We start from the raw sequence: 22,145 nt of genomic DNA, 5'->3' as shown, positions 1-22,145 counted from the left end.
TTTCTATAGAATTAACAAATTAGATATACTCACCTATCAAATCAGTTTCCGCATTCCGTTCCAAAGCAGCAATCACTGCTTCAAAATCTTCATAATCGTTAAATTGATCTTTTGAGAAAACAAGTGCTCCGGAGCGAATAATGAGATTAAGCTCCTTATCTTTTCGGCTGAGAAGTTTAACATCCATGAGCGCATTTTTAATTCGCTCGGTTAGCGATCTTAAGTGTTCTTTCTTTGTAAGAGGGAAGATAACAATAAATCGTCCTTTACCCACATAGAACTTATAATCTTCATATCTTATATGCGTTTGTATTGTGTCTGATAGTTCTAAGAGCAGTTCTGCATATCCCCCTGAACCAAGGGTTTCACGAACTAAAGGCAGGAATTCAATCTTAAATATCGCAATACAAAAATGATATTGATCTGAATATCGATTCGCTAGATTTGTCTGTTTTATCAGCGTATCCTTGAAAGCCTCTGTGTTTCCCAACGATGTATCAACATCCACCTCTGGATTTCGTAAACGCAGGTCTTCGATTCGCTTGGCTAGTTGTTTCTGCTGTATTAATCCCTCTCGAATAACGGATGCTACTACCATGCTTCCTGGAATCCATAGAAAAGACTGCAAGGTGATCCAATTCGCATCTGCTAGCGTTACCAGCCATACAAAATAAGCTACCATAAAGACGAAGACACATACCGCCGTAATGCCTCCCGAAACCAAAAAACCAAGTAACAAAGCAATCAGCGACAGGCTACTAACAAGAAGTTCCATTGTTGTAAAACCTTGTTCCTGAGAAACATGCATAAAAATTCCGACTTGCTGTAATATCAAAAGAAGTATTAGCAAGGTATAACCAAATGCTGCTTTGTAACGAACGAATAGATTCATCATTTTCTTCAACACCATTTAATATATTTTCATATTAACGCAATTGTTGCAGACATAAATTTAAAAAACAACAAATTTCTACAAGATTATATCATTCCAATTCGAATTTATACAATAAAAGATATCTGGAAGTAAGCAATGAAAAAACGCCCACTAAAATAGTGGACGTTAAAAAATTCTTCGTTCATGCACTTTTACTATTAGATTACGTTAATTACCAATCCGAACTGCCTTATAGACTAGTCCGTTATTTTCCACAAGGACTACTTCACTCGCATCCGCTTTTTTAAGCTGATAAATAGCAGCACCTTTTTTCAAATAATTACTTTGTCCATCCGCACGATCCAGCTTTTCATAGGTTTGTCCCTGTTCTAAATTACCTACTTCTTCGTCTGTTAGTGTGGAAGACACTTCACCTAGTTTTTTTCCTTTTAACTTATCAGGAAGGTTTTCTTCGGTAAGAATTTTGAATGTACCTCCGTCAGCCCATACAAGAAAAGGATAGGCAGAGATTTGCTCATTCGCTTCATTGTTGGATTCCGCACTAGCTAAATCTTCTTTCACAACTTTTTCTTCTCCAACCTCATCATTTACTTTTTCTTCTTTTACTACATCATCATTTACTTTCTCTTCTTCTACAGCCTCATCACTAGTTTCTTCGATAGCCTTATCGTTCGTTTCTTCTACTTGATTTTCTTGAGGATTCGTCTTATTAGTACTTGAAGTATCCTGCACCTCATTTGTTCCACAAGCAGCAATCATCAGCATAAAACTCAAAACAGCAGTCATTTTAAATAATTTAAAAGTATTCATTCTATCTTCCCTTCATGTTGTTTGTTAGTATCGATCGTAATTAAGGGTTCATACCATTGAAAATTATGTAGTTTGGACCCTTGCACTTAAGAAGATGACATTTTGGCTATTATTCCTCTTTGTAACTTTTCTTTTTACTTATTAAATGAATCCACCAAGCCATCCCGCCAATACCAAGTGCTATTATAACCGCCAAGAAAATAATATACCACCCGTGTATATTCATCCATCCTTACCTCCTCTTCGTTTCTTATAACCATCTATATCCTATTCTTAAACTTTCTTCTCTTTTGTAAACTATACGCAAAACATTTATTCTGACCCTTGTTTAGAAATAATGAAAGCGGTTTAATTTAAATTAAGATTCTTTTTTGGATATTTGTAGAAATATGGAACTAGTTCTGTTAGACTACTTGTAGAGACGAAAAGTAAACTGCATGTGTACAAAGTATCTTTTTTTAGATGCACGAAGACCTGTATTATGTACTTATTACGATCTGCATAGGAGAATAGGCTTATGAACAAAGAAGCGGCGATTGCCATCAAACGAAATCAAGAAATCATAGTGAAAAGTAAAAATGGGGAAACGATCTCGGGCTTTCCGGTGGAAACCGACCACCCTTCTCGTCTTATCCTTCGTACAACATTTGGACCTGTGTGGATTCCGTATGAGGAAGTAGAACAGGTCACGAGAATTCTAAGCATAAAAAGATCTAAAAAAACCTTTCAAACTTGTACTCGCTAATCTAAATGCAATTATTTGAACGAAATCATAGGATAAAGTCGGGAGGTTACTCTTCCGGCTTTATTTATTTGTATACATTTATTAAGATTAAAAACTAGGAAATCTCTGAATATCCTATAGATACTGATGGATATGTTAAGCAAATGACAGGAATCAAATAAGTAAAGTTAGGGAGGGTACACTCGTAATGAATAATATCCCGAAACTGCTCATCTTAGCAGGCATCGCACTCATTGCAGCAGGTGTCATTTGGATGTTTGTAGGTAGATTTATTTCGATTGGACGACTACCAGGTGATATTCATGTGGAGAAAGGGAATTTCACATTCTATTTTCCAGTGATTACATGTATCGTAATCAGCGTACTTCTTAGTGTCATATCCTGGATTGTTCGTTATTTCATGAAATGACACTTAGATCACCTCTAGTATAGAGTCCAGTAGTCGAGCCCATTTCCACTTGTAATCGGCCGAATACTCGGTGCAAGATGATTGCTTTCCTCTAGCGGTTCCCAACCCTCAATAATAAGAATTCCACGAGTACTCGACTTATCTTTCCATACAATAAACTGATTCCTCTCCAGTTCCGCAAGTGCCTCACGAATTTGAGTCCATGATTTTCCCGTCTTTATTTCTAATTCTGAGATCGCAGGCATTCGGCCACGCTGCCCACTAAAATTAACTAAAATCCGTAATAGTTTACGCTCAAAATCAGGTAACATCCTCTTCAACTCCTTAGGCTGTTCTTGCTGCCGTTCTTACAGGCCGATAAGCCAGCACGTTCTCTTCATTAAATGTACGAGGCCCACCTGTAAAAAGACATATCGAATAAATATTCCCATTACGAATTTGGTGAATCTCGATATTCCGCTGGCTTACCTTCCCATGGCGATCTAAATATACAATTTCCACTTGTCTGCCAATATATTTACGTGGCATATGTTTCACCTCACCAGAACACTTGTTTGCATTTATTATATAAGAACAAATGTTCCTTTGCAATCTCCTTATTTTACATAAAAATACCCGCCATTCTTCCGTTATTGAAGATTAGGCGGGCTTTATTTATATTCCTTTTACTTTGGGGCTGATTCGTAATAGCTAGTAAAAACTAAAGTAGCAGTCAAAATAGGATCTGCCATACTGCCCGACTCGCTTCGGTGCTGTAAAGCAAATGAATCCACCTTCATGAGTCTCGGAAGGGATTCCAATTCTTTCATCCAGCTTTCAATCTGTGATAAGGTGCCCTCCAGATCTGCATTCATCTTTATTTCGTGAATATGAGGATACATCGTCTCTTCTTCATTAAGCATAAGATGGAGTTCATTAGATTGGGTAAGATTGAAATCAATCGCTTTGAGCGTAGCTTCCGATCGTGCGTTAACAGCACGGATATCTAATATCAACTGATCTGCCATGTCATTTTGCGGTAATGCATCCCATTCTGGATCTATGGAATTCTGTCCTTCCACATTTCCTTTCATCTCGTCAAGCTTGTTTTGCAGCAGCTGCTTCTCTCCTTCGAGCTGAACCAGTTCCTGACCCTGTTCGTCCAACTTGTCGATGGTCGGTGAAAGACCTAACCAATAAAAAGCAAATACGAGAACAAAACCAAGAAGTAAAGCAAGTACGATGACAGATCTATACTTATTTATCCGCTCCATCACCGATCACCTCCTCCTGATCTTCCGGCATCGATCCACCTGCTACTGACTCTTCAGATGGTTGTACTTCTCTGTCTAAAGAAACTTGATATACGGCAGTGTACTGCCCGTTTTCTTGAGCTGCATCTGAAAGGTTCGTTTGACGTCTAGCCAGGTTAGCAATCATTGCGTCCTTAACGAAAGACATCTCTCTTAGTGAACTCAGATATTCAGAAGCCTGTTCCATCTGCGGTGTATATAACGTGATTTCCATAGCCGAACCATATGTATATCCAACATTTCTAAGTAACGCACCCTGCGGCAGATGATGCTCAAGTTCTTTTAGCATGGATACCGGACTATCTCGATACTCCCTTATCTCCTGGATCACTTCTTTACGGTCTAATGGACTAAGACCCGATACATTTACTAACCGAAGCTCATCCTCTATACTTTGTCTCTGCTCTTGAAGTGTTGTGATCCGCTGCTCCTGATTACTTATTTCCCCTTTATTCACGATATAAAAACTTCCGGTAGCTGCTACTCCTATAATCCAGACCCCGACTAAAATCATAGCGACGTAAGGAAAGTAAAGTGCTTCTTTATCTTCTCGCGGAAAAATATTAATGTTATAACTTCCGATCGGTTTAAGGGCAGCACCTGCTGCTAATCGATACTCATTATAATCTGCATCCACAGGTAACTGTGTGCCCGTCCGAAGGAATGCTTCTTCTGTAACAAGAATCTCTGGAAGAGAAGTACTCAGCTCAAAAGTTAATGTTTGTCTTAATTGATCCTGCCCTGTTACGATGATTTCCTCAATACGTGCTTCGCCATCATGAAGACTGTATTGATAAAAATTAAGCATACGAGCAATTTCAGCAGAAATCTCATCTAGTTTTAAGGAGGATATTTCTCCCCCGTCTTCAGCCAGATCATATAGACTCAAAGTACGCATGAATACCAAGTGACCTTTTCGAAACATGTATACATCTAAATAGGAAGCCTCTAGCTGAATGAGCATTGTCTCTCCAAACTCTCTAGTCGTGCCGAAGGTAATCAGCCGGGAGAGTGCTGTCCCCGAAATTTCTACGCCAGCCACTTTTAATCCCGCTTCCTCCACCACATCTACATACATTTGAATCACTTCACGCGGCGTTGCAAAAACAAGGATTTCCGTCTCTTCATCTCCGGTACTCGTTACCATAGAATCATAGACCGGATGTTCAAAAGGCAGATGCAAGCCGGTTTCCACTTCTAATTGAATGAATTGTTGTAGCTGTTTCCCATTCGTGATTGGCACAGAGAGTTTACGAATCACCATCTGTGAAGGCGGAACAGACAAGAAAACTTCTGTCCCTTTTAGCTTCTCATTTGTAACTGCTGTTTTTAGTTGTGTATATAGAGTGTCACGATCCCGAATTTGATTCTCTTCCATGACACCCGGTTCTAAAGGAAGAAAAAAATGTTTCTCAATGTCCTTTGTTTTTTTCGCAAGACGGACATAGCGAATTCCGGATTGTTCAATGGAAAGACCGGTTAATTTCTGCGTTCTGCCCAGCATAGTTGCATCCTCCTATAAGATAAGTGAAAGGTATCCCTGAATGATCTCGGAACCATAGCCATAAGAGATTAAGGTCCCGATCATCAGCCATGGACCAAAAGGTATGGGTTGCTTGCGCGATACTCGCCCGATCAGCATCATCCCTCCTCCAATGACCGTTCCTAGTAAACAGGCAATCAGAAAAGCAAGGATCAGCTCGGGAACCCCAAGGACGAATCCGCATATCGCAAATAATTTCACATCCCCCATCCCCATTCCGCCCCGTAGAGCGAATAGCAGGATGATTCCCCCTCCAAGCAAACCGCTAAGTACATGCTCCCACCAAGGCTGAGTAGGAAAAAGTAAAACCCCCAGTAATAGTAACGGCGCAAAGAAAAGCAAAACTTTGTTCGGAATTCTCATATATTTGAGATCAGATAGACTAACAATGACAGTCAGACTAACAAGCAGAAGGCCGATCATTCCCTCAGACGTAACCCCAAAACGCAAGATGATCCATAAATAAAGTAAACCCGTAAGTGCTTCTCCCGCTGGATATAAGAGAGATAAGGAATCACCACAATATCTACATTTCCCACGAGAAATGAGATAACTGACAACAGGGATAAGATCAACTGCTGATAGTTTTGTTCCGCAATTACCGCAGCAAGAAGGCGGATTGATGATTGATTTTCCGACAGGTACCCGGAGTGCAACTACATTAAAAAACGAGCCTAATACGAGACCAAGAACTGATACGTATATCACAATAAAAAGGGTCATGGGAATCGGTTCACTTTCGCATTAAATTTGAAACAGGAACCAGGGATGTTGCCCGTGGTTCCTGTAGGATGTTGAGGTTGGAGTTAATTATCTATTAAATATATATCTAGAATCTACTATTCTGTCTCGTTTCCAATAATTTCAGGAGCATTAATCAGACCATTATCTCTCCCATGAGGAGGCTCAGAAAGCGTAACACTATTTAGTGCACCATCAGCGTCAAAAAGGACAATGGTCGTATCTCCAACGAGTGGCACCTTAGAACTAGGAAGAACTATTCCATTTTCAATGTATCCATTTGTTTGTAGATCTTGTAATCGAACTTCAGCATCAACGAATACCCCATCCTCTTCTCCTATAACATACAATCTTGCCGCATCATAAATTTGACGTGCAGTAGCAATATCACCATCTTCCTTCGAGTTATCAATCACATTACCAATAAGCGGAATAGCAATAACCGCGATAATAGCCAAAATAACAATAACAGCGAGCAACTCAATCAACGTAAAACCTTTCTCATCTGCGAGTCTTGCTTTTCTTGCTTTCAGTGCTTGTGTTAACATGGTAAATCCCCTTTCACACTCTTATTATTTGTTATATAAAATCTACATATTGCCGTAGATACTGAACATCGGCAGCATAATTGACGCTACAATAATACCAACAACACCCGCTAAAAAAGCGATAAGCAGGGGTTCCAGCAAAGACTTCATCCGATCGACTGTATTCTCTATATCCATCTCGTAAAAATCAGCTACCTTTTCTAGCATTTGATCTAGTGACCCTGTCTCTTCTCCAATCGCAATCATCTGCGTAACGAGTGGCGGGAATACCCACGCTTTCTTTAACGGTTCAGATAAAGGCTTCCCTTGACGAAGTGAATCCCCTGCGCTGTGAATGTATTTACCGATGACTTTATTCCCTGAAATATCTTCAACAATAGCCAAAGCCTGCAGCACAGGCACGGAACTTGCATACAAGGAAGCAAACGTTCTTGTGAACTGAGCAATGGAACCTTTTTGATTCAACTTACCGAATACAGGCACCTTCAATTTGAGGTAATCCAGCAGATAAGCCCCTCGCTCGGTACGCTTACATACCTGGTAAAGTATAATCATCAGCAGAACACCCAGTAACCAGAAGTACCACTGACGCTGTATGCTGTTACTGAGCATAAGAACCATCTGTGTAATGATCGGAAGCTCCGCATCCATGGACTCGAACATCGTGACAAACTGAGGAACAATCGCCCACAGTAAATATACAACGGCTGCAATCGCCATAATCCCCACTGTAAGTGGATAGGTGAGTGCAGATTTGATCTTTTCGGTTGTACTGTGCTGTTTCTCGTAATAGAGTGCAAGCCGATCAAGCGTTCCTTCTAAATCACCTGCTTCTTCACCCGCCCGAATCATACTGACAAATAAAGGTGGGAATATCCGCTTGTGATCCTGCACTGCTTGAGAAAACGATATCCCTCTCAGCAGACTCGAATTTACATCAAACAATGCTTTTTTCAGCGGTTTGCTCTCCGTCTGTTCCGTAAGAATCTGATTGGCATCAACAATAGATACACCCGCCCGAATCAAAGTGGCAAATTGTCTGCAATAGATAATGAAATGAATCGGCTTTACCGGATTTCCAATGTAAATATCCATTTGTAAAATGGTTTGCTTCGTTTCCTCTAGCGAGAATACCGTCACATCTCGTTTACGAAGTTCTTCCATTGCCGTCTTTTTATCTGCAGCACCCAGTTTGCCGCGGATCTGTTTCCCACGGTTTGTCTTGATTACATATTCAAATTGTTTCATCCAGAACTCACCTCTGCCATATATGACCTTGCACTCGAAGCAAGTACTTGTCCCTCTTTCACAAGATCACGTACAGCCATTTCCATCGTCTGCATGCCAAATGCTTTTGACGTTTGCATCACACTTTTAATCTGATGCGTTTTGTCACTGCGAATGAGATTGGCTACGGCAGGCGTATTAATCATCACTTCAGCAGCACATACTCGGCCTTTCCCCTCCGCTTTTGGAAACAGACGCTGTGATATGACAGCAACGAGAACAGATGATAATTGTGCACGAATCTGGGCTTGCTGGTGTCCTGGAAAAGCATCCATGATCCGATCAATCGTCTGCGGTGCATCTGTGGTATGAAGTGTTGAAAGAACCAAATGTCCTGTTTCTGCCGCGGTAACCGCTGCGGTGATTGTCTCTAAATCTCTCATTTCTCCTACTAAAATAACGTCAGGATCTTGACGAAGCGCTGCTCTTAGACCACTCGCAAAGCTCAACGTATCCGTTCCTACTTCTCTCTGTTCCACAAGACTTGATCCTTTGGTATGTATGTACTCGATCGGATCTTCCAGCGTAATAATATGCTTACGTTCATTGCGATTAATATAATCGATAATGGAAGCCAGCGTAGAAGATTTACCGCTTCCAGCTCTCCCTGTTACTAGAATGAGACCTTGTGATTTTTCAGCCACCGTGCGCACCACCGAGGGTAAACCCAGTTCATCCAGCCCTTTTACTTGTGAAGAAATGAGGCGAGCGGCAATACTAACTTCACCACGCTGTTTATAAACATTGATGCGAAACCGGTGTCCATCTTCGAGAGAATAAGCAAAATCCAGTTCTCCCCGTTCTTGAAATTCTTCATATCCTTTCGTGCCAAGAAGGAATTCTGCCATTCCCCATGCCTCTTCTGAAGAAATAAACTCACCTTCCACGGGTTTCAGCAATCCATCAATACGCAGGATAGGTGGGGAATCAAGCGATATATGAAGATCAGAGGCACCCGATTCATAAGCTAGTCTGAGCAGATGGATGATACTATGATTGTGCATTTCCCTTGTTCCTCCTAGCTATGTGAAACAGACTCTCTCATGATCTCCTGAATCGTCGTAATTCCACTTCCTACTTTCATAAGGCCGTCCGTCATCAAGTGAACAAGCCCTTTCTGCTGAGCCATGTAGCGCACTTCTTCTACCGATGCGGAGGAAGCAATCAGGGAAGCAAGCGCATCATCAATTTTCAGAACTTCATGAATCGCTACACGCCCACGATAACCGGTATTATTACAGTATCCACAACCTTTACCTGCATATAATTGACCTGTTTTAATCCCGTGATTTTGCAGAATAATCGATTCCTGCACAGAAGGAACATACACTTCTTTACATTCAGTACAGATCTTTCGAACAAGGCGCTGAGCGACAACCCCTAGCAAGGAAGAAGCAATAAGATAAGGTTCAGTTCCCATATCTCGAAGCCGCATGATGGTACTTATCGCATCGTTTGTATGAAGCGTTGATAATACAAGATGCCCGGTTAACGAGGCCCTAACTGCAATCTCTGCTGTCTCCGTATCCCGAATTTCACCGACCATAACGACATTTGGATCTTGTCTCAGAATGGAACGAAGACCCGCAGCAAAAGTAAGTCCAACCCCTGAATTCACATTCACCTGATTAATTCCTTCAAGCTGATATTCCACGGGGTCCTCAATAGTAATGATGTTGACGTCTTCTTTGTTCAGATGATTCAAAGCGGAATAAAGAGTCGTTGTCTTCCCGCTTCCTGTCGGTCCTGTAATAAGGAGAATACCGTATGGACGTTCAATCATCTGTCTGAATAACTCACTATTCTTCTCACTAAACCCGAGTTGATCAAGGGATTCTACACCTGATGATTGGTCCAAAAGACGAAGCACAATCTTCTCGCCATGCATCGTCGGAAGTGTGGAAACCCGAATATCGATCATTCGATAATCCAGCTGTATTTTCATCCGCCCATCTTGAGGTAATCTTCGCTCCGCTATATTAAGCTCTGCCATGATTTTAATTCTCGCCGTAATATATCCTTGCATCTGTTTTGGAACCTGACGTTCTGTTCGCAGTGTCCCATCAATACGGTATCTGATTGCTAAATAATCTTCACTCGGGTCCATATGAATATCCGAGGCTTTTAACTGCACAGCTTGCTGTATCATTTGATTGACGAGTCTGACAATGGGAGAAGCTTCGTCCGTTATCTCTGTTTCTTGAAACTCTTCCTGAGTGGGAAGTTCCACCATCATCTGACTCATGGAGTCGCGAAGTCCATAATGCCTCGCAATCGCTCGCTGCAAATCATCCCGTGTTGAAATAGCGGGTTCAATTCGAAATCCCGTCGTCATCCGCAAATCTTCAATTGCGAAATAGTCGAGTGGATCGACCATAGCCACCATAAGCTTCCCGCCTTCTTTCATAAAAGGCAGCACTTGATGACGTTTAGCCATACTTTCGGGAATAATCTGAGTGATTGCAGGATCAATATGATATTTAAATAGACTGACATGAGGGATACCTAGCTGGAATTCCAATACTTCGATCAGCTGCTGTTCTGTAATGTAACCATGAGAGATAAGTAAATCCCCAAGTTTCATTTTTAGATCCCGCTGCTTTACAAGCGCTTCTTGTAATTGTTGCTGTGAGATAATTCCGTTCTCGACCAGCAAATCCCCCAGCCTTTTTTTAATAACGGTCATAACAGATCACCTCGAGTACCCTGGCTATAATTCTGAATAACAATGAAAACAATCACTTGGCTGTAGAAACAAGTCTAATTACTCACTCGATTCCAAATACATTTCTCTATTACACCAAAATAATAATACTTTAAACCTACTAATATATTGATTAGATATGTATTTTGTCCTAGAATGATATATATCATATTTTGGGAATATTTACAATGTAGAAATTCCTGAAACAATGTATTTAGAAACATCATATTTGAGTTTACAACGATTAATAAATAAACATGGGGATGAAGAAATAATGAATTATTCCTATGATGCATCAGTCTTTTTCCAATGAAGAGAGGGGAGTTCATGATTATGAAGGAATATATTCAGAAGAATAAAATACTCGGACTATTTATATTAATATTATTTATCGCTTGTTTTTTCACCATGCAAATCAAGGACTTTTTTACTACAGCAGAAGCGAATTCATCCGCCTACAAAATCCGACTACTCGAAATAACGGATTCTGGTACAACTGACCTATCTTCTCTTCAAAAAGATAAACTAGGGATCACTGTGGAAACAATGAGCATGAAAAAATTCGTATCTCTACGAAATGAACTTGATGGTTTATACGATGCAATTTATATTGGCTCCGGGGTGTATAGCACCAAACCTGTGCAAGGGAATGACCATAATACAAAAACAGTGATGAACGATATAACCAAATTGAAGGCAAAGGAAATAATAGATAACTATATTAATAGAGGATTATATGTTTTTTTACATACGCAACCCTTTGATGAGCAACAAGGGGGAAAACCAGGGAATCTGTATAACTATTTTAATTCATACCGATCCACGGCCGCTCAGCCTAATGTTATATTTGTAGACAATGCCTCGTCCGTACAGTTACTAACAGAACTTAATGAAGGTAGCTCACCTTATTTATCAAAACTTAAACAGAGACCCCGGCTACAGATAACGAATAAAGACTCCATTATTGATTACGTAGTGAACCCCGGTCACATTTATAACATTGGTGATGAACTGAGTTTTGAGTTTGAAGTGTCCAATCGGCAAGATTTTGCAAAGCGGCCCATAACTGCAAATCTATATTTAACTGTTGATAAGTCTTCAAAGCTAAGCAAAGAACAGATCGTAGCAACTACCACATTAAAAACAGGTCCAACCGGGAAAATCGCTTACAAACTTCCTAAGACTTATTCTGGTCTGCTCTACTGGAAAATCGAAATTATAGATCAGCTGAATCCCAATCAGCTCAAAGATTATGATACAGGTACCATCCGGTTTCGCGGTAAAAAGACCCAGGTATCCATTCTACAGGTCCTTCCTGCAAAAGAATCCGTCCGGACGAGCAGTCTGTTATATACAGAAAATATGAATCAAAGCTTTTTGAAAAACGAAGATTATGAACTGAGTATCCAAACGAAAACAATAACCGAGTTCAACGAGTATATAAAAGCAAATTACAATTCCAAACAAGGGTATGGATTAAACGGAATATATGACATGCTGATCTTTGGATTTGCTGACATCTATAATACGAAAGCAGATATCAGTTCATTAGCAGCGGATGGTGTTGTAGAATTTGGCGAAAAAACAAAACAAAGCATTATGTTTACACACGACACGATCTATGCAAGTACAGCAGAGTGGATAAGCAAATTCCAGAAGATGACGGGACAAATAAAGCCGGAGACAAATTTAGGTCTTAGGGGTCCAGAAAAATCCAATACCGTTGCTGCGGTAAACAGCGGGCTGCTAACAGATTATCCATTCCAACTGGATAAGACAAATAATATAGGTGAGCCATTATACCGCGTAGCTACTACGCATAACCAGTATTTTACACTTGATCTTGAAGATGACTCTGTTGTGCCTTGGTACAATATTTCAGGAGGCAGCCGAGATACAAGTGACAGTTGGAATCATTACTATACCTATTCCAAAGGAAATATCACCTACTCAGGTACAGGACATATTTTCCAGAGTAACCTCTCTGCTCAGTTTCCAGTCTGGGAACAAAAATTGTTTGTAAATACCATGTACCGTGCTTTTGCAGGGGCAAACCATGCTCCTGAAATTACGATTCTATCGCCAGAGAATAATAGCAGCAGACCATCGTATCAGAAGGATTTTACAGTTAGTTTTACGGTGGACGACTGGGACTTTAAAGATCGAAATATAATGACCAGCATCCAGTTTAAAGCGGATGGCATTGCCTTACCTAATATGTCAGTGGGAAATAAATCCGTTACCACAGGACAGACAATTACACAGACGTTCAAGAACCCGCTCCCCGAGGGAGGAAAACTGGAGATCGAAATTACAGCCGAGGATAAACAAGGAGCAAAAGCTGTTCAATCCCTTGTATTAAACTTTGAGAAAAAATCAGTAATGCTCGAAACAACCCGGCATCTTTCTGATCATGTCATTAACAATGAACTTAAGAAAAATGAACCTGTGAGCATTACCTATCAAATTACACCCAAATCCATTCCATACAGTGAGGTGGATAAAGGCATACAAGACATAAATAATTTGGTTTTATCCAATCTTGAGTATACAGAAACGTTCCCTGCTCAGCTGAACATCGATAATACACCTGATGGTGCAATAACGGTTGGGGACATATCTTCGGGTTATCAGCTTCGTTTACCACTTGGAGATATTTTCTATGAATTCAAAGAGCAGAACGGAGTTAAGATGTATGTTCCAAAGACTCAGGAACCCATAACTTATACCATAACAGTCAGACCTCTAAGCAAAGGGGTGTATTTACTGGATCAGTCCCAACTGGAATATGATGATCTTCGTGCAGCAGTACAGTTAGAAGAGGAACAAATAGATGGGCAACAAAAATACAGGGATATATCTGAGCTTTTCCCAGACATGGGTCCTTTATCACCGTTTGGACTTCCGGCTGATCTTTCCTTGTATGCATTAAATGATGTTCAAAACTCTGGATTCACTTTCCATGGGAGGGTTATTACAGGCGGAAGCATCACCTTGTACAACTTTAATGTAGGTGAAATGTTGAGGACGGAAACGAATGCTCCTTCCCCCACCTATTCGATTGTTGCCGGAAAAGAATTAAAGTTGGGTGATGGAGAATTCCATGGGAGAGCAGCCTACGGTACTAAGCTGACTACACGTGATTACCATCTTTCAAAAGTTGTCCGTGAACCTAATTTATACGCAGATAATCTCAATCGAAGCCTTCTCTCTTTATCAGAACAACTTTCACAGCTTCCAGCTACAGCTGAGCCTGTGATCACGAATCAAGATCAAAATGGTTGTCAACTCATATTGGATGGGAAAAATGATGCCGTAAATATTTTTCATGTAACAGAGAAAATGCTAGCTTCATCCAGTTCCACTTGTATCTATGCTCCTGCTGGTTCTACTGTGATCGTGAATGTGGACGGTGCATCAGCATCCATGAGCGGTGGACTCACCCTTAGGGATGTGGATTCAAATCACGTACTGTATAATTTTTATAACGCTTCTTCGGTTTCTACAACGGGAATTAAAATATACGGTTCAATTCTGGCCCCAAAAGCCAATTATGATCTAAAAGGTAATGTTATCGGTACCGTAATCGTCCGAAATATGGAACCCGGCGGAGGTTTCTTGATCCAGTCTAGCCCGTTTCAAGGCGACATTGATCTGCCTCCAACCGAACCAGGTCCATCAGATCCATCAGTTCCACCAGATCTACCAGAACCATCAGAGCCATCAGAGCCATCAGAGCCATCCGCGCCCATTTCACGCGTTACTTCTTTGTTCCCGACATTGTTACTCAAAGCTGTAGTCAAAGTAGAGAAAATTGAGGCCGAAGGTACAACGATTCTAGTTGGTACGGAGCATAAGATCACGCCAACTGTACTTCCAGAAGATGCGGATAATAAAATGTTGCAATGGAGAAGTCTGAACCCTGATATAGCTGCAGTATCTAATGAAGGAGTGGTTCGTGGTCTGAAGGGCGGGATCGCAAAACTAGAAGTTTCTGCAATAGACGGAAGCGAGGTTACTTCAATCGTGACTATCAAGGTTATCAACCGAAGCTTAACCATTTTGGGACCTGCTACAGCAAAAACACAAGAAACACTCTCGCTTGAAGCGATCTATATCACAGCTAGCGAAAATGTAACCGGGTATCGGTGGGAGGTAAAAACCGCTAACGGACAGAGTCATTCCGATCAGGTTGCCTTGCATCCAAATCTAAATGACCCAAGTAAAATCGATATCTTGGCGATTAAGAAGGGAACTGTCACCGTCGTGGTCACTGCTTTGACAGATCGGGCTCCAAACGGTTCTCTATCAAGCGAACACACGATCACAATCAGCGAGCCGATCAAGGAGATTTTCATAGATGGACCAAGCCAAGTAATGGTTGGAGATCCAATAACCCTACATGCTGGTACCATCCCCTATAACCCGGATGTAAAGCATTTTATATGGTACTTAACCGGAGATGGTAAAACATACGCTACGCTAACCCCTTCAGAGAATGGAAGAAGTGCAGTACTAACGGGAGTTAAATCAAAGGATAAGGTTGAAGTAAAACTCTCACTAAGTGATGACGAAGGATCTCCTCCATTAACCGCTGTTAAATGGGTGAGCATTGATCCGAGGCTCGAAGGTCTGCATTTATCAGATACGACACTTGATATTGGGGGTTCTGAAAATTTGTTACTGAATAAACTTACACCTTTCCCAGTTGATTTTGATCCCTACCTGCTAAAAGATAGACTCACTTGGTCCAGCAGTGCTCCTTCTGTTGTTTCGATAAATGATATGGGTATTGTCACTGGAATAAAAAGAGGCGCTGCGACTATTACGGTTACTTACAACAGCCCCCAAGCCGGACAGAGTAAAGTTACAGCCAAAGGCACCGTAAAAGTTAACGCAAAGATCAGCGATGATCGATACTAGACCAAAACAAATAACCTGTGCAGGGAGAACCACATTCACACCCTGCACGGGTTATTTTTTCGCTTAATTACAAATATATTAATTCAATTTGATTGCCCCCACTTGGACACTCATCTGATTAACCCTTGGAAGACCCTCCTGCTGCTGCCTGTACACCTCCTCATTATACCTAGCCGAGAACCGAACCAAATCGGTCCCTGGCGTAATTTGAATGGCCCCATTTCCAGCAAATGTCTCTCCACGCACTGCATTGACCGTAAGATCTCCTTTGGCAAAGAAGCCGCCGCTTAAAGAAAGGATCGAACCTACCCCATAGAGCTCTGCTGTTGAATCAGTATAGAAGAAAGCCTGTATTACTTCCGTATTACTCTGAAAAGCATCCAGCCGGTTAATAAGTACCGCACCTTCTGACATCACTACCCCAGAACCACTGATCGCAGCATCTTCCACAAGAGTAGCATATCCCTCTCCTCCTGATGGACCTAAAACGAATATGGTTGAATCAAGCTGGACATTACCTCTAATCTGCAATTTTCCTGTAACCAATATATTTGCCTGAATCACTATAGGCGTGTCCTTGTAATTATTAATGGTGAAATCTCCGTCTACAACAAACCACTTACCACTCTTAGACCCGTATTCAATTCCTGTTAGCTCCACACCATCATAGGTTAGATCGCCACGGTAGATAAAAGACTTCTCCGGTTTTGTAAAACGTTCGATTTGGCTCCTGTAATAAGCCCAGGCATTCTGGTCTTCCGGTTTATCTGATTGTTCAGGAACATTCGGTTTTATCGGGATTTGATCTGGCGCATCATAAAATACAGGATAATTTCGTAGAAACTCGCCTAACGTACGATTACTCATGTGATTTCTAATAAGTGATCTGTCAATTGCTGAGTCTTTTAAAGACTCTATAACTTTATCTATAAAGGACTCTCTTACGTTCAACTGTACAAACTTGCGATGATTTCGAACACGCAGTTGTTTCTCCGGGATAATGAATTCACTACTCGATTCTTCGCCAAGCCATTCTTCGGCGCTTTTCGTAGAGTCGTTCAAAGTGTATAAGACTTGTCTAAGTGATTGAATATGCGCTTCTCCATCCAGCTGAAGAGGAGACGAGAACAACGTATGTACATTCTTCGACTGATAATAGTATTTCGCCTTATCCCCGATCCTCAGTTTATTCCCTGCATAAATATTCCCCTGGATATAAGGAGAACCATTAATAGTTAAATCGCTTTCTGAACCTAATGTGTATTTCAAAAAGTCAGGATAGGTATCAAAAATGACTTCTTGCGTGAGTTCACGCTGAACTCCATTTACCTCTGCTTCAACGGTTAGCGTAACATTATAGGCCGCTGCCTGTTGTTTATAACTTATTTTTTTATAATCCAGTTGAAGCAGCTTACCTGTTGCATTTGTCAGCTCTGTACTCGTTATAAGGTCCTTATAGGCTCCTTGCTCTAAACCAGATAGATAGAGGTCTACCTCGTGTTCTAATTCTTCTTGAGTACCATCTATACTTTTAGTGACAATGGATTGCAGGTTTGAGGTCATACCAGCGATGACTTCTTCCAGTGTTTTTTCGGCAAGATGCAAGCTTTGTACATCATTCTCCCGAGTCTCTGCCCGCTGAGCACCTCCGACTGCGGCACTTAATACAGCAGCCCCAAGGATGGTAAGCAAGAGGGCAATAAACATAACGAGCACAAGCGCAGAACCGTGTTCCGCAGCAGAAGCCTTTACCGCTATTTTCTTTACCCGCACTGAAAAAATCCGAGCTATTTTATTAAAATTAAACATGTGCTTGTTCTCCTAAAATCCGAATTTACTCTCTAGTTCAAGCGAATACTCACGATCATTATCCTGTCTTTGAAGTACAAGTTTGATATAGATAAGTCCAGTCTCACAGTAAGCATCGTTCTGACAAAGCCTTTCATCTGCCGTTTTTGCCACAATGATGGACTGATCAAGTGCGGCTTGTATCGAAGTAGTAGCTGTGCTAGATATGTATTCTTCCTCTTCAGCTAAAGCTGTTGTAGATATAAATTCTCCTATCACTAGAGCTCCTTCTCGGATGGCTATTTCTCGATGTTCCGGTTTACCTGCTTGTTCTCTGCTAAGAACGATACCTTCCTTACTATTTTCGATAGATTCTGGAGCAAAGGTATATAGTTCCGTCATAATGGACGACATGATGAGATCACCCTCATCCCGCAGTGCATTCTCTATAGTTATGCGGTTGTACTCACGAAATCCAGAGAACGTAATAACCGAGATTAGTCCAACAAGGATTGTAAAAATCGTAATAGACGCGATTAATTCAACAAGGGTAAAACCCGCATCCTGATGCAGGTTATCTTCTGATTTTTTCATCTGTAATATAACCCTCCACTACGGCTTCGCTTCTATGTCCCCTTGGTCCACCAGGCCCAATAACGGTAACTTTCACTGGCAGTAAATAACCGGCTGATGATTCACGGTCTTGCGCAGAATCTATACCACTGTTGACTTCCAAGCTTTTAAGTTTAGTACCATCCTGTAATTGCTGATGAAGCTTCGACTGATACGAAATAACAAGCTCATACTGCACATTATTCACCTTCGGATTAAGTACCTCTGGAAGAGAGTGAGCATTCATGAATAAAGAATCATACTTACACTCCGTTACCTGGGTGCAGGAACTCCCTTTTATTATCGGCGATACTTCTTTATCTGCTTTGAAGTATTCTTCCATCTTCGTAAAATCCTGCTTTTCCAAATAAACCAACGCATTCCGTGCTAAATTCACCATGACTGTCTTGTTCTGATTCGATTTGGCATAGGAATGTGCGTTCATAAAATAGGAGACAACGACTAGAGAAACAATAGATAAAATAATGGTGGCTGCAAGTACTTCCACCAATGTGAATCCCTCTTCTTTCTGGATTTGTACTTTCAAGGACGAATATCCCTCACGATCTTTAGCAATCTTTCTTGAATCTAGATATATATTCGATATATAGGTCTAAACTCCTGCTACTAAAGACATATTTCAATAGAATCATTTGCACTGTATTAAAATAAAAATGAAAAAACCCTCTTGCATTTCTGCAAGAGGGTTTTTTCTTCATAATGGGCCCTGAGGGACTCGAACCCCCGACCAATCGGTTATGAGCCGACCGCTCTAACCAACTGAGCTAAGGGCCCTGATCATTTCAATTACACATCTAGTAATTGTTGATGAAGCGCTGTAGGTACTTCAATTGCGGGGGCAGGATTTGAACCTGCGACCTTCGGGTTATGAGCCCGACGAGCTACCGAGCTGCTCCACCCCGCGTCATTAGTTAATCAAAACAGCGACCTCTAATAATATACACGATATGCAATAGAAATGTCAAGGCCTTTTTACGGAATAAATCGAACGCCATATTTGCCTTTACGAGATTGATATACTTCAACCTGCTTAGGATCGTCATGACCGTAAATCCATCCGTCTTGCTCCATCCGTTTAGCCAGACATCCTGCCTGGAACTTTGAAACATATAGTCTAGCATAATAGATCCAGTTCAATCGAGTCATCTTCCTTTAACTCTACTCTATTTTAAAGCTGCTTTAGCAGGATACCCTTCTTTCATATGAAATAACCCCCTCTCTATAAAAAAACTCTGAGCAGCAGCCAAATCGCTGTTACTCAGAGTTACAGATCAAATATTCAAACACATATTATCAATAATACGTTTCTTGCCCATCTATGACGGTTCCGTAAAATCTGCAATGGCCAACAACACGATCGCAATCAAGGAAACGAGACCAAAAAGGAATAACAAAATTAATACAACCCACAATAGCCAAACCAGCAATTTCCGAACCCATTTCATGATAAGCATGATAAGTAATCTCTCCTAGATGCTCCCTATTGCAATTTATCTTCAAAAGAGGCTTTAGGATCTTTTTGAAGTTTAAGCAACATTTCGTCCCCTTCTTTTTGCCATTCTGCCAGTGCTTCTTTTGGTGTCTTTTTGTTATCCAGTACTTGTTTAAAATATTTCTGTCCTACTTGATCGACTTGCCACAGATTCGGCATTTTTTGATACAGCTGGTACTGATTCATATTCATCGGTGGAATTGGCTTTAGTGCATAGAATGCACCGATATTATAATCCAAACCTTCTTTTGGCTTAATATAACTCTTCCGAGACACAAGTTCGTAACTGCTTCTGGCTCTTATCTTTGCCCATTCTTCACCGTTTAGGAATTTAATAAATTCCCATGCATCATCTGAATTCTGGGCGCTGCTGTTAATGGCCATTAAATTGCTGAGATAGACATTGCCGCCAACACCAGGTTTCTCTTGATGCACGGGCGGAGTCACGACATCCCATTCAACAGGATTAAATTTCTCGTTCTTCTCTGCATACTTATTGTCATTGATCAGACGGGTTACATAACCATAATCAGCGATGACCATCGCGGCACGGCCTTCCATAAACAAGTTGCCTTGGAATGGATTAAACACCTCAGGTGCCCCTGAGTTATTGTTCATCGCATCTTGCCCCGCCAGAACTTTGTCACGAGCTAGCTTAGAAATAGTAGACCATACTTTTTCCCATGAATCATTATCCACCGTCATCTTCTCTGCCTTTTCGTCATAAGTACGCAATTGAAGAGGGGCTGCATAGGTCTGCGCATCATAGAACGCATCACTTCCCCATTGATTTAAGGATATGCCATAAATTTGGTCTTTCCCTTCTCCACTCGTAACACGGCGCGCTTTGTCAAAAATGTCATCCCACGTTGATCCATCAACCGGCGGTTCTACGCCTGCTTTTTGAAAGATTGCCTTGTTATAAAATAAAGCAGAAGAAGAGAATGTCGGAGTTAACGCATAGATACTGTTATCACCTATGTCTTTAATTCCGTCTAGTACTGTCGGTACAATATCACTTGTATCAAATTTATCTTCGGCAATGAGAGGATCTAGCTGCTTGAGCATATTTTCCTGGATCAAAGACCTCATAGTACTTACATCGCCAATAATAACGTCCACTGGATTATCCCCGGTCAGCATCTTCTTCACTGATTCAAGTTGATCCGGCTGTTCAGGTTGTTCCTTTTGGGTGTAATCATAGTACTGATACTCGCTCTGATCAATGGCAGGTACAATCTCAATCGTTATATTATCGTTTAGCACTTCAAACACATCCGTATACTGCTGACGGAAGTAGGAATCATCATTACTTCCATATAGCGTCCCCACTCGCAATACCCGCTCTTGCTCCTGTGATGGTTCAGCTGCTGTACAGCCCGCAATCGCCGGTGCAACCAGTGTCATACAAGTAAGCAATGTCACAACAGGACGAGCTAACAAAGACCTCTTTTTCATTAGATAATCTCCCTCTCTATGGTTACTTCGGCTGCGTAATGACGATGCGCTCCCCATCAAATTCGAGCGTAGCCCGCTCATCGATGGATAGTGCCTCTAAGTATTCTCTTGGTACCTGAAGTCTTCCAGCACGATCAATGATAACAAACGCCTCATGCACTTCTTTACTGCCTGGAACGCGTTCCGTATCGAGACTATCATTTCGTTTCACAAACTCAGTACTCGTCAGTCCATCCCGAATAGCAACAATCCGGTCCACTTTATTCGCGAGCTCTAGATCATGTGTAACAATGACAATACTAATTCCGAGTTCCCGATTCATTTTGCGAAAAATATCCATAATACGGTCACTAGTCTCGCTGTCTACCGAGCCGGTAGGTTCATCCGCAAGCAGCAACTTTGGCTTATTAGATAAGGAGATCGCGATCGCGACCCTCTGCTGTTCCCCGCCAGATAGTTGATAAAGTCTTGAATGCATGCGATCTTTAAGACCTACCCACTCCAGCAGCTGTTTGGCATATCCGCGATCATATTTACCGCCAAGCATCATCGGTGTCTCCACATTCTCGAGCGCTGTCATATATGGAAGTAAGTTGCGACCGTTATTCTGCCATATAAATCCGACGGTATGACGTTTATATTCGACGAGCTGAGGTTCTGTCATCTTGAGCAGATCCCAATCACCAACGACAGCAGTTCCTGCAGACGGGCGATCTAGCCCGCCTAAAATATTTAGAAGCGTAGATTTCCCACTTCCGCTGTTCCCAATGATCGCCATCATTTCTCCGTCCTCAACCGTGAGGTTGAGTCCTTGGAGGGCAACCACTTCGACTTCACTTGATTTATAAATTTTGACCAGACCTTCACAGTGGATCAT

The 22,145-nt window shown here is 41.3% G+C and carries 21 protein-coding genes and 2 tRNA genes; 3 read left to right on the top strand and 20 right to left on the bottom strand.

Annotated features, from left to right (window positions below):
• Positions 1–19 precede the first annotated feature (19 nt).
• The gene (locus H9647_RS06485) at positions 20–910 is read right to left on the bottom strand and encodes a GGDEF domain-containing protein (protein WP_225229114.1); all 891 of its coding nucleotides are present in this window, start codon (positions 908–910) and stop codon (positions 20–22) included.
• A 192-nt stretch (positions 911–1,102) separates the two neighbouring features.
• A complete protein-coding gene (locus tag H9647_RS06480) occupies positions 1,103–1,705 on the bottom strand; it encodes a hypothetical protein (RefSeq protein ID WP_191798943.1) in 603 nt (200 codons plus the stop codon).
• Positions 1,706–2,222: 517 nt separating this feature from the next.
• On the opposite strand from H9647_RS06480, the gene H9647_RS06475 reads away from it, so the two are divergent.
• Complete coding sequence (locus H9647_RS06475) at positions 2,223–2,450, top strand: hypothetical protein (protein WP_191798942.1); 228 nt, start codon at positions 2,223–2,225, stop codon at positions 2,448–2,450.
• A gap of 187 nt (positions 2,451–2,637) precedes the next feature.
• Entirely contained in the window at positions 2,638–2,859 is a 222-nt protein-coding gene (locus H9647_RS06470) for a DUF2905 domain-containing protein (protein ID WP_191798941.1), read from the top strand.
• Between the two features lie 14 nt (positions 2,860–2,873).
• On the opposite strand, the gene H9647_RS06465 is transcribed toward H9647_RS06470, so the two are convergent.
• From H9647_RS06465 to H9647_RS06425, 9 genes are all read right to left on the bottom strand, one after another.
• A complete protein-coding gene (locus H9647_RS06465; protein WP_191798940.1) occupies positions 2,874–3,170 on the bottom strand; it encodes a hypothetical protein in 297 nt (98 codons plus the stop codon).
• 13 nt (positions 3,171–3,183) lie between these two features.
• Positions 3,184–3,387, bottom strand: coding sequence for a hypothetical protein (locus tag H9647_RS06460; RefSeq protein ID WP_191798939.1), 204 nt, complete (start codon positions 3,385–3,387; stop codon positions 3,184–3,186).
• A gap of 137 nt (positions 3,388–3,524) precedes the next feature.
• Positions 3,525–4,112: a type 4a pilus biogenesis protein PilO gene (gene pilO, locus H9647_RS06455; RefSeq protein WP_191798938.1), complete on the bottom strand. Its 588-nt coding sequence runs from the start codon at positions 4,110–4,112 to the stop codon at positions 3,525–3,527.
• Positions 4,096–5,655 (bottom strand): pilus assembly protein PilM, encoded by a 1,560-nt coding sequence (gene pilM, locus H9647_RS06450; protein WP_191798937.1) that lies wholly within the window; start codon positions 5,653–5,655, stop codon positions 4,096–4,098. Before pilM ends, pilO begins: the two co-directional genes overlap by 17 nt.
• Positions 5,656–5,667: 12 nt before the next feature.
• Positions 5,668–6,402, bottom strand: coding sequence for a prepilin peptidase (locus H9647_RS06445; RefSeq protein WP_318245271.1), 735 nt, complete (start codon positions 6,400–6,402; stop codon positions 5,668–5,670).
• 131 nt (positions 6,403–6,533) lie between these two features.
• The gene (locus H9647_RS06440) at positions 6,534–6,983 is read right to left on the bottom strand and encodes a prepilin-type N-terminal cleavage/methylation domain-containing protein (RefSeq protein WP_191798935.1); all 450 of its coding nucleotides are present in this window, start codon (positions 6,981–6,983) and stop codon (positions 6,534–6,536) included.
• A 42-nt stretch (positions 6,984–7,025) separates the two neighbouring features.
• Entirely contained in the window at positions 7,026–8,231 is a 1,206-nt protein-coding gene (locus H9647_RS06435) for a type II secretion system F family protein (protein ID WP_191798934.1), read from the bottom strand.
• Positions 8,228–9,274 (bottom strand): type IV pilus twitching motility protein PilT, encoded by a 1,047-nt coding sequence (locus H9647_RS06430; RefSeq protein WP_191798933.1) that lies wholly within the window; start codon positions 9,272–9,274, stop codon positions 8,228–8,230. The genes H9647_RS06435 and H9647_RS06430 overlap by 4 nt, the downstream gene beginning before the upstream one ends.
• Positions 9,275–9,288: 14 nt before the next feature.
• Positions 9,289–10,956: a GspE/PulE family protein gene (locus tag H9647_RS06425; protein WP_191798932.1), complete on the bottom strand. Its 1,668-nt coding sequence runs from the start codon at positions 10,954–10,956 to the stop codon at positions 9,289–9,291.
• Positions 10,957–11,307: 351 nt separating this feature from the next.
• On the opposite strand from H9647_RS06425, the gene H9647_RS06420 reads away from it, so the two are divergent.
• The gene (locus H9647_RS06420; RefSeq protein WP_191798931.1) at positions 11,308–15,897 is read left to right on the top strand and encodes a DUF5057 domain-containing protein; all 4,590 of its coding nucleotides are present in this window, start codon (positions 11,308–11,310) and stop codon (positions 15,895–15,897) included.
• Between the two features lie 78 nt (positions 15,898–15,975).
• Here the strand turns inward: H9647_RS06420 and H9647_RS06415 are convergent, their stop codons facing one another.
• The 9 genes from H9647_RS06415 to H9647_RS06375 all read right to left on the bottom strand — a co-directional run bounded on the left by H9647_RS06415 (position 15,976) and on the right by H9647_RS06375 (position 22,145).
• Positions 15,976–17,706 carry a hypothetical protein gene (locus tag H9647_RS06415; protein ID WP_191798930.1) on the bottom strand — a complete coding sequence of 577 codons (1,731 nt, stop codon included), beginning with the start codon at positions 17,704–17,706 and terminating at the stop codon, positions 15,976–15,978.
• Positions 17,707–17,718: 12 nt separating this feature from the next.
• On the bottom strand, positions 17,719–18,279 hold the full coding sequence (locus H9647_RS06410) for a type II secretion system protein (RefSeq protein WP_191798929.1): 561 nt from the start codon (positions 18,277–18,279) through the stop codon (positions 17,719–17,721).
• Positions 18,260–18,844 carry a type IV pilus modification PilV family protein gene (locus H9647_RS06405; RefSeq protein ID WP_191798928.1) on the bottom strand — a complete coding sequence of 195 codons (585 nt, stop codon included), beginning with the start codon at positions 18,842–18,844 and terminating at the stop codon, positions 18,260–18,262. The genes H9647_RS06410 and H9647_RS06405 overlap by 20 nt, the downstream gene beginning before the upstream one ends.
• 174 nt (positions 18,845–19,018) lie before the next feature.
• Positions 19,019–19,092: transfer RNA gene (locus H9647_RS06400), tRNA-Ile, on the bottom strand.
• 56 nt (positions 19,093–19,148) lie between these two features.
• Positions 19,149–19,222: transfer RNA gene (locus tag H9647_RS06395), tRNA-Met, on the bottom strand.
• Positions 19,223–19,290: 68 nt separating this feature from the next.
• Entirely contained in the window at positions 19,291–19,455 is a 165-nt protein-coding gene (locus H9647_RS06390; RefSeq protein ID WP_191798927.1) for a hypothetical protein, read from the bottom strand.
• A 179-nt stretch (positions 19,456–19,634) separates the two neighbouring features.
• The gene (locus tag H9647_RS06385) at positions 19,635–19,772 is read right to left on the bottom strand and encodes a hypothetical protein (protein ID WP_191798926.1); all 138 of its coding nucleotides are present in this window, start codon (positions 19,770–19,772) and stop codon (positions 19,635–19,637) included.
• A 26-nt stretch (positions 19,773–19,798) separates the two neighbouring features.
• The gene (locus H9647_RS06380) at positions 19,799–21,268 is read right to left on the bottom strand and encodes an extracellular solute-binding protein (RefSeq protein ID WP_191798925.1); all 1,470 of its coding nucleotides are present in this window, start codon (positions 21,266–21,268) and stop codon (positions 19,799–19,801) included.
• 22 nt (positions 21,269–21,290) lie between these two features.
• The gene (locus tag H9647_RS06375; protein ID WP_191798924.1) at positions 21,291–22,145 is read right to left on the bottom strand and encodes an ABC transporter ATP-binding protein; all 855 of its coding nucleotides are present in this window, start codon (positions 22,143–22,145) and stop codon (positions 21,291–21,293) included.

This window comes from Paenibacillus gallinarum (assembly GCF_014836635.1).
Taxonomy (GTDB): Bacteria; Bacillota; Bacilli; order Paenibacillales; family Paenibacillaceae; genus Paenibacillus; species Paenibacillus gallinarum.
The sequence above is the reverse complement of the archived record's forward strand: the minus strand, read 5'-3'. Positions and strand labels throughout refer to the sequence as shown.

What these genes read in the sequence shown, in the direction of transcription:
- H9647_RS06485 (WP_225229114.1), bottom strand. Translation starts at nt 910, where the DNA reads ATGGTGTTGAAGAAAATGATGAATCTATTCGTTCGTTACAAAGCAGCA.
- H9647_RS06480 (WP_191798943.1), bottom strand. Translation starts at nt 1,705, where the DNA reads ATGAATACTTTTAAATTATTTAAAATGACTGCTGTTTTGAGTTTTATG.
- H9647_RS06475 (WP_191798942.1), top strand. Translation starts at nt 2,223, where the DNA reads ATGAACAAAGAAGCGGCGATTGCCATCAAACGAAATCAAGAAATCATA.
- H9647_RS06470 (WP_191798941.1), top strand. Translation starts at nt 2,638, where the DNA reads ATGAATAATATCCCGAAACTGCTCATCTTAGCAGGCATCGCACTCATT.
- H9647_RS06465 (WP_191798940.1), bottom strand. Translation starts at nt 3,170, where the DNA reads ATGTTACCTGATTTTGAGCGTAAACTATTACGGATTTTAGTTAATTTT.
- H9647_RS06460 (WP_191798939.1), bottom strand. Translation starts at nt 3,387, where the DNA reads ATGCCACGTAAATATATTGGCAGACAAGTGGAAATTGTATATTTAGAT.
- pilO (WP_191798938.1), bottom strand. Translation starts at nt 4,112, where the DNA reads ATGGAGCGGATAAATAAGTATAGATCTGTCATCGTACTTGCTTTACTT.
- pilM (WP_191798937.1), bottom strand. Translation starts at nt 5,655, where the DNA reads ATGCTGGGCAGAACGCAGAAATTAACCGGTCTTTCCATTGAACAATCC.
- H9647_RS06440 (WP_191798935.1), bottom strand. Translation starts at nt 6,983, where the DNA reads ATGTTAACACAAGCACTGAAAGCAAGAAAAGCAAGACTCGCAGATGAG.
- H9647_RS06435 (WP_191798934.1), bottom strand. Translation starts at nt 8,231, where the DNA reads ATGAAACAATTTGAATATGTAATCAAGACAAACCGTGGGAAACAGATC.
- H9647_RS06430 (WP_191798933.1), bottom strand. Translation starts at nt 9,274, where the DNA reads ATGCACAATCATAGTATCATCCATCTGCTCAGACTAGCTTATGAATCG.
- H9647_RS06425 (WP_191798932.1), bottom strand. Translation starts at nt 10,956, where the DNA reads ATGACCGTTATTAAAAAAAGGCTGGGGGATTTGCTGGTCGAGAACGGA.
- H9647_RS06420 (WP_191798931.1), top strand. Translation starts at nt 11,308, where the DNA reads ATGAAGGAATATATTCAGAAGAATAAAATACTCGGACTATTTATATTA.
- H9647_RS06415 (WP_191798930.1), bottom strand. Translation starts at nt 17,706, where the DNA reads ATGTTTAATTTTAATAAAATAGCTCGGATTTTTTCAGTGCGGGTAAAG.
- H9647_RS06410 (WP_191798929.1), bottom strand. Translation starts at nt 18,279, where the DNA reads ATGAAAAAATCAGAAGATAACCTGCATCAGGATGCGGGTTTTACCCTT.
- H9647_RS06385 (WP_191798926.1), bottom strand. Translation starts at nt 19,772, where the DNA reads ATGCTTATCATGAAATGGGTTCGGAAATTGCTGGTTTGGCTATTGTGG.
- H9647_RS06380 (WP_191798925.1), bottom strand. Translation starts at nt 21,268, where the DNA reads ATGAAAAAGAGGTCTTTGTTAGCTCGTCCTGTTGTGACATTGCTTACT.
- H9647_RS06375 (WP_191798924.1), bottom strand. Translation starts at nt 22,145, where the DNA reads ATGATCCACTGTGAAGGTCTGGTCAAAATTTATAAATCAAGTGAAGTC.